This window comes from Mesorhizobium sp. M2A.F.Ca.ET.042.01.1.1 (assembly GCF_003997405.1).
Lineage (GTDB): Bacteria > Pseudomonadota > Alphaproteobacteria > Rhizobiales > Rhizobiaceae > Mesorhizobium.
In genome coordinates, this window is sequence record NZ_RZRX01000412.1 from 1 (window position 1) to 3,490 (window position 3,490).

At 62.4% G+C, this 3,490-nt stretch carries 3 protein-coding genes and 1 pseudogene; 1 reads left to right on the forward strand and 3 read right to left on the reverse strand.

Translation table 11 applies throughout. The features are described 5' to 3' along the window. Window positions 1-92 precede the first annotated feature (92 nt). Window positions 93-1,472 carry an oxygen-independent coproporphyrinogen III oxidase gene (hemN, locus tag EOA23_RS32845; RefSeq protein WP_127307125.1) on the forward strand — a complete coding sequence of 460 codons (1,380 nt, stop codon included), beginning with the start codon at window positions 93-95 and terminating at the stop codon, window positions 1,470-1,472. A 19-nt stretch (window positions 1,473-1,491) separates the two neighbouring features. Here the strand turns inward: hemN and EOA23_RS32850 are convergent, their stop codons facing one another. From EOA23_RS32850 to EOA23_RS32860, 3 genes and pseudogenes are all read right to left on the reverse strand, one after another. Continuing rightward, window positions 1,492-1,923: an ion channel gene (locus EOA23_RS32850; RefSeq protein ID WP_127307126.1), complete on the reverse strand. Its 432-nt coding sequence runs from the start codon at window positions 1,921-1,923 to the stop codon at window positions 1,492-1,494. A 189-nt stretch (window positions 1,924-2,112) separates the two neighbouring features. Beyond that, window positions 2,113-2,567: pseudogene (locus EOA23_RS32855) on the reverse strand (group III truncated hemoglobin). Between the two features lie 23 nt (window positions 2,568-2,590). Next, complete coding sequence (locus EOA23_RS32860; protein WP_127307127.1) at window positions 2,591-3,454, reverse strand: SUMF1/EgtB/PvdO family nonheme iron enzyme; 864 nt, start codon at window positions 3,452-3,454, stop codon at window positions 2,591-2,593. Window positions 3,455-3,490: the final 36 nt, after the last annotated feature.

Sequence of the window (3,490 nt, forward strand, 5' to 3'; positions counted from 1 at the left end):
CAAATAGGAGCGGCAATCTGCCCGGGTTTTGACCTGAGTCGCCTTGATCGAGATCAAGGTTTTGCCGGCGTCGTTCGGGCAGTTTGACCATCATGACCCCGCCCGCCGCCTCCATCGATCCGCCGCGCCCAGCTCCGACCGTGAGCCCTGGCGACAACGTGCCGCGTTACACGAGCTATCCGACGGCGCCGCATTTTCATCCGGGCGTTGACGCGGTCACGGTTCGCGGGTGGATGGACGCGCTCGAAGGCGATGACGAGATATCGCTGTATCTCCATATTCCCTATTGCGACCGATTATGCTGGTTCTGTGCCTGCCATACCAAGCAGACACGTCACTATGCGCCCGTGGCCACCTTCCTTCGCTCGCTCCACAAGGAGATCGAAACGGTCGGCGGCCTTGTGAGAGGCCGCGGCCGGGTCCGCGCCGTTCATTTCGGCGGCGGCTCCCCGACAATACTGAAGCCCGACGACATCCTCATGCTCGGAAAGGCGTTGCGGGATCAATTCGACTTCCTCGACGATGCCAGCCTCAGCGTCGAGATCGACCCGAACGACATGGACGAGGGTCGGCTGGACGCGTTTGCCGCGATCGGGATGACAAGGGCCAGCCTCGGTGTCCAGGATTTCGATCCCAAGGTGCAGAAGGCGATCAATCGCGAGCAGAGTTTCGCGCTGACCAAGAGCATTGTCGATGCGGTGCGGGCGCGGGGCGTCACATCCGCCAACCTCGACCTGCTCTACGGCCTGCCGCATCAGACCGGCAAGAGCGTCGCGGCGACCGTTGCCCAGGCGCTGACCTTGGCGCCGGACAGGCTTGCGCTCTTCGGCTACGCGCATGTACCGTGGTTCAAGAAGCATCAGACGATGATCGATGAAGCCTGGCTGCCCGACTCCGTCGCGCGCCTGGCGCAGTCGCAGCTTGCGGCGCAGCTGATTGTCGATGCCGGCTACGAGGCATTGGGATTGGACCATTTCGCGAAGCCCGGGGACACGCTGGCGGTTGCCGCCCGCGCCGGCAAGATCCGCCGCAATTTCCAGGGCTACACCGAGGACCAGTGCGAAACCCTCATCGGTCTCGGCCCCTCGTCGATCAGCCGGTATCGCCAGGGCCATGCACAAAACATCGTTGCGACGGGCGAATACCAGAAAGCCGTGGATTCGGGAGAGCTGGCGATAGCGCGCGGCATAGAATTCAGCGTCGAAGATGAGGCGCGTGGCTGGGTCATCGAGCGCCTGATGTGCAACTTCGCCTTCTCGGCGGTGGAGCTTGTCGACCGCTTTGGAAATGTCGGTCAAAGGCTGCTTTGCGAAGCGAGCCGACTGGCCATCGGCGGGGCGGGCCAGCTTCTCCGGCTGGAAGGCGAGAACTTCGTCGTGCCGGCGGGAAGCCGTCCGCTTGTCCGCACGGTGGCGGCGAAATTCGACAAATACCTCAGCAATGGAACCGGCAGGCATTCGGTGGCGGTTTGAATAGGCTTCAGGCGGCGGCTCAGAAATGCTCGCCCACCCTGAACGGCCCGACACGGGTCCCGGCCGCGATCAGATAGGCTGTCGACCAGCCGATCAGCAGAAAGCCGTTGATGCCTTCCAGGGCCGCCAGCACGCGCCAGCCATGAGCCGGGACGACATCGCCATATCCGACCGTCGAAAAGGTGATGGTCGAAAAGTAAAGCGCCGTCTCGAAATCGCTGAAGATTCCGAGCAGCCGGTAGATCCCGGCCCACAGCCAGACTTCCGCCGTCATGATAGCGAAAAGCCCCATCACGACCGTGATCATGGCGATGACCCGGCTGCGCCTCCCGTGCATCCGGAAGAACGCAACGAGTCGGGACATCACGTAAGTGATCGCGATAAGGCCGAAAGTGTGGATCAGGACCGTCAGGCTGATGACGATCGTGCCGACGAAAAGATTGAGGATCATCGCGGAAATCAGGGCTCGAACAGCTACAGTCCATCACAGTCCATGCGCGGAATCAAACCGGATGTCAGCTCGGTGGAATGCTCCCTGCTTGCCGGTCACTTGGAGCAAGGAAACGGCGAAACCGCTCCATCTCCCTGTTTTAGAAAATTGTGAACGAACGGCTATGGCGAGGGGTGCGAACCTGACCGCTCACACTTTTCCCGAAACGTCTCTGGCGGCAGGGCCGAGGTGGAAGAACATGGCGAGCTTGAGGCTCGTCGCTATCCTTTCCGCCCGCTCGACGAACACCGCCGCGATCTCGGGAGCGAACAGGCGGGATGCGGTCTCGCCGAAGAGAGCCAGCCAAATCCCGAAGTCTGCTTCGGTCACGTCCTTGAGTTCAGATGGGCCGGCACAGGTCGGCCATGGTAGTCGCCGCTCTTCAAGATGACGGAACACCAGAAGTCCGTCATCTTCTCCAGATGGGGCTCCCAATCACCGGCGATTTCCCGGGCGAAGATAGGCCCGAGCCGCTCATCCTTTCTAACCCTGGAATAGAACTCGCGCACCAGCACCCCGATCGAGGCCCGGTCCACGCCGGGGCGGGCCAGGGGCTGTTCGGCGGCGGGGCGAACTCTGTCAAGCAGGGCCGGCTTCGAAATCATCTAAGTTCCTTTTTGTGGGGCAGTCAGATGAGGCCTAATCGGCGAAGCGCGGCCTGCAGGAAGCCGCCGCGTTCATGGACCAGGCGAAACCCGAGATTGTCCGGCTGAGTTCCGACCGCGCAGCCGCCGCTTTTGCCGTCGCGGATGAAGTTCGACATGTAGGTTCGGTGGAAACCCTCCACAACGTGCACGCCGCAATTGGTGAGCGAACTGGCAACGCCATCGCGGGTCATCGTCACATGGGCGTAGCAGGTCGATGTCCATTCCCAGACATTGCCGGCAATATCCGCAACGCCCTTTGAGTTGATTCCGAATGCCCCGAGAGGACGCGGTTCAGGATCCGCTTTACGGCCGAGCGCCGCCTCGTTGCGGTATTGGGTGAGCCATCGCCTCGCCGGATCCGCCGGGTCGCCGTCGCCCCCCTCGATGTCGGGCCGAAACCGCTCGCTAGCTGCATAGGCCCACTCTACGTTGGTGGGCAGCCGCCAGGTTTCACCCGTTTTTGCCGACAGCCAATTCGCGTAAGCCTGCGCATCGAGGAAGCTGACGCCCGTCACCGGAACGTTGCCGACGAGACGCGAGTCGGCAGGTTTGCAGGCGCCGTCCGAAACGCAACGGTCATAGTCCGACGCCGTCACCTGGAACTTCATGATTTCCAGCGGCGTGTCGATGGTTTCCTTCGCCACGGGTGCGGGTACGGGATGATTGTCCCGGAGGAACTCACCAGGCTGCGGATTTTCGAGTGATCCGGGCGCCAGGGCGACCAGCTTCGCCACGGCAGCTGGAACCCGCGAGGGCGTCGCCCCGTCGATCGCATTGCTGACGCCGAGACCGATGAGGGCGGCGGCCGCGATCGTTCCCAATGTGAAGACAGGATCGAAGGACATGCTCAAGCTCCGCTAGCGGCTGCGACCCGCCGATAT